Origin of the sequence: Mycobacterium sp., from assembly GCF_019247615.1 — a bacterium.
Classification (GTDB): domain Bacteria; phylum Actinomycetota; class Actinomycetes; order Mycobacteriales; family Mycobacteriaceae; genus Mycobacterium.
On the sequence record NZ_JAFBAT010000036.1, the window covers coordinates 1 to 3,083 of the forward strand.

General features: G+C 67.2%; 2 protein-coding genes, 1 tRNA gene and 2 pseudogenes. 1 reads left to right on the forward strand and 4 read right to left on the reverse strand.

The features are described 5' to 3' along the window. Nucleotides 1-11: 11 nt before the first annotated feature. Nucleotides 12-317, forward strand: a pseudogene (locus tag JO059_RS02400) (site-specific integrase); the annotation flags it as partial. 190 nt (nt 318-507) lie between these two features. Here the strand turns inward: JO059_RS02400 and JO059_RS02405 are convergent. The 4 genes and pseudogenes from JO059_RS02405 to JO059_RS02420 all read right to left on the reverse strand — a co-directional run. Further along, a tRNA-Arg gene (locus JO059_RS02405) sits at nt 508-580 on the reverse strand. Between the two features lie 55 nt (nt 581-635). Then, entirely contained in the window at nt 636-1,454 is an 819-nt protein-coding gene (locus JO059_RS02410) for an LLM class F420-dependent oxidoreductase (protein ID WP_293314496.1), read from the reverse strand. A gap of 26 nt (nt 1,455-1,480) precedes the next feature. Further along, nucleotides 1,481-2,536 carry a poly-gamma-glutamate hydrolase family protein gene (locus tag JO059_RS02415; RefSeq protein WP_293314498.1) on the reverse strand — a complete coding sequence of 352 codons (1,056 nt, stop codon included), beginning with the start codon at nt 2,534-2,536 and terminating at the stop codon, nt 1,481-1,483. A gap of 230 nt (nt 2,537-2,766) precedes the next feature. After that, a pseudogene (locus JO059_RS02420) lies at nt 2,767-3,083 on the reverse strand (hypothetical protein); the annotation flags it as partial.

The window sequence follows — 3,083 nt, forward strand, 5'->3', positions numbered from 1 at the left end:
CCCGCGGCGAGTTGTCACCAGTCAAGAACCACCAGGCGCGCACGGTTCCAATCCCGGCGGTGGTCTCTGAAGCACTCGTCGACTACAAAATCCGGTGTAACCCAGATGGATTGGTCTTTCCTTCCGTAACCGGCACACCGCTGCGCAACCGTAACTGGCGGCGCGACGTGTTTAATCCGGCGGTTGAGGCTCTGGGGCTCGGTATCACTCCACACAACTTGCGCGACACCGCCGCATCGCTGGCCATTCAGGAAGGGGCGTCGGTCGTCGCGGTCGCGCGTCTGCTCGGTCACGAATCAGCGGCGACAACGCTAAACCATTACGCGGGTCTGTTTCCGACGGACCTGGACGACATCGCTTCCCGACTCGACGCCGCCGCGCGATTGACCATCGACGACCTGGGCGCGTCATCTGATGCCACACAGTCACCGACCACGCACCGACCAGACCACGCCATCACCAGTAATACGACTCTCGAAAAATCTCGCTCACCTGCGGAAATACGGGTGCCCCCGGCAGGATTCGAACCTGCGACACCGGCTTTAGGAGAGCCGTGCTCTATCCCCTGAGCTACGAGGGCGGACGCGCTGAGCTTACCGGCAGAACCGACCGCCGGATCGCTGGCGGCGATCCGCTCACCGCAGCTCCGCGATGACCTTAGCGAAGGCGTCGAGGTTGTTGTCCTGCACGGTGAAGCTGGTGAGCCCGTACTTTTCGCGGAGTCCGCGGAGAGTGTCGGCCATCTCGGGGGGAGACCCGCTGAGCACGGATGGCATAGACAGCAACTGCTCGTCGGACAGGTCCGGTGCGTATTGGCGGGTCATTCTCAAGTCGGGCGCGGTCTCGCCTTCGGGCGGCATCGCCGTGATCACCATGTTCAGCTCCAGCGGATCGAACCTGTCCCCTGCGGCCGCGCGGACGAACTGGATGCGTTCCGCCAGTGGGTCTTCGACGTCGCGCACCCTGGCGCCGGTCAGGCCGATGATGTCGGCGTGACAGGCGGCCAGCGTCAACACCCGATCGCCGTTGCCGGCGATGAGGATCGGCGTCGTCGGGTGATGCTCCTTCAGGTAGGTCGTCATGTGCGCTAGATGGTCGACCCTGGCACCGGCGCTGGGATACGGCAGTTCGGCGGCCTCGAACTCCTCCCGCACGTAGCCGGTGCCGAGCCCGACCTCGAGCCGGCCGTCGCTGAGCAGGTCGAGGGCCTGGAGATCCCTGCTGAGCAGTGCCGGCTTGTAGAACGCCGCATTGAGGACATACATGCTCAGGCGAATCCTGGTGGTGGCCATCGCCGCGGCGGTCAACGTCGGGAACGGCGCCGCCGCGCCGAGATGGTCGGGCACGCAAAGGATGTGGTATCCAAGATCTTCGGCTCGCTTCACCTTGTCAATCAGCGCCGACCGCGATTTGAAGAAGCGCATGCTCAGCCCGAAGCGAAACTCCTTGTCCACCAACGACCTCCGATCGAAAAACAGTTTTACCAGGAACGCGCGGCGGCCGCCAAGGCCCGCACCAGGGCGGTGGTAACCGGCGACAGGCCGTCGGCACCGGGCAGCGGGCTGCGCGGGCTGAGACCTCTGATGCGCGCCGAGAGTTCCAGCTGAGTCCCCCCTGCGCGTACCCGATTGACCGGGTTGTGCGGATGCAGGCCCCGCAATTCCCGCGGGATGTCGTCGATGTCGGTGACTACCTGATAACCGGTCAGCTGGATATGCCGGGCCAGGTGGGCGGCCAGTGCGCGGTTACCCCCGCCGGCCAGCAGCTGCGTGCCGCGCCCGATGCGCCCGTAACCGTGCAGCGACACCGCGACGTCGACATGATCGAGAAACTCGGCCAGCAGTGGCGACTCGTCCGGATCGTAAAGGGCCGACGGTAAGTGGTGCGGATAGCGGTCAGGATGACGCAGCAGGTACACGGAGGCGTCGGCATCCCGGGCGGCCCGTTCAGCGATGACGTCGGTCATTTCTTCGAGGCCGCCGCCGTGGATGGCGAGGAACCCGAAGCGCGATCGCAAGGAGCTTTCCTCGATTACCCCCGGCAGCCTCAATAACTCCGAAAGAGATTGTGGCCCTGGAGTATTGGCGAAGGGGGGGCGAGGCCAGCGCGCGGGGTCCCAGCGGCGAAGGAAGTCGATCCACCGTTGCGGCAGCCCGTGGTGCCTGGCACCGTCGATGACTCTCGGCAGATACCCCGGTCGCGGCGGCCCAGGAGTCACCCGGTGGTCGATGTACACCCAGGCCGGCGCCGGCCCGTTGTGGGTATGGACGGTCAGCCGGTCGCGCCGGTAGCGCACCGGCACGCCTTCTGCGCTATCCAAGACCGCCAGGTCGTCGCTCGAGATCTGCCAGAGCACGCCATGCACCTGGTTGCCTGCGAACGGCTCGACGGTGGCGACTCCCCGCTCGTTGATCAACCAGTCGTGATCGGACAGGACCGCCGGCCGCGGGTCGGCGGCGTCCGGACAGCGCAGCGCCATCTGCCTGACGCACAGATTCGAGCCGTATGCGAAGTAAGGGTGCCGACGCACCGGCACTAGTCGGTCGCCTTCCGGGCGCAATGCGCCGCCGGGCACACGACACGGTGCGCACGATGGTGAAACAAGCTAACTCCCCGCGAGCTCTTTACAAGGCGACGTTCCCCATCCTGCCGCACGGCGTGACCGGCGCGCTACGGGGACGGTCAATGGATGACGGGTCCGCGCGACGGTGGGGGCGTGGCTGGGGTGAGCCGACCGCGGAGGTGATGGGTGGGCCCCGCCGGCAGTCATTTGCAGACGCCCTGCACAAGGTGGTGCGGAGGCAGGCACAGCGGCGGCGGCGCCGGTGGCGGCGGCAGCTTGGGCGGCGCCGGCAGCTTAGGGGGCGAAGGCAGCGGCGGCAACTGCGGTGGTTGCACCGGCACCCACACCGACGGCGGCGGAGGGGCGTTCACGATGACGACCGGGCCCGATGGCGCGGCGGCGGGCGGCGTACCCGGGTCTGCCGCGGGCGGGTATTCGGGCGGCGAAGCGATCACCGCGACCGGCGCCGGGCGGTTGTCCTGCGCGCTCACCACGGGGGCGGGGGCCGGTGCGCTGAGCA